Raw genomic sequence first — 219 nt, forward strand, 5'->3', positions numbered from 1 at the left:
CCCCACGCCCGCCGATCCGATCGGGAGCACTGCCATCGCCGATCCCGCCGGCCTGGCGGCGCTGGCGGCCGCCATCAAGGCCTGGGGCCGGGAGCTGGGGTTTGCCGAGGTGCGCATCGCCGATGTCGACCTGTCGCACCGCGAGGCGGGCTTCCAGGCCTGGCTGGACAAGGGTTATCACGGCGAGATGGATTATATGGCAAGCCACGGCCTGAAACG

At 69.9% G+C, this 219-nt stretch carries 1 pseudogene; it reads left to right on the forward strand.

Features of this window, described 5'->3' with window-relative positions:
• Positions 1-19: 19 nt before the first annotated feature.
• Positions 20-219: pseudogene (locus B3873_RS09655) on the forward strand (tRNA epoxyqueuosine(34) reductase QueG); the annotation flags it as partial.

Origin of the sequence: Herbaspirillum sp. UBA812 (assembly GCF_002296545.1) — a bacterium.
Taxonomy (GTDB): domain Bacteria; phylum Pseudomonadota; class Gammaproteobacteria; order Burkholderiales; family Burkholderiaceae_D; genus Herbaspirillum; species Herbaspirillum huttiense.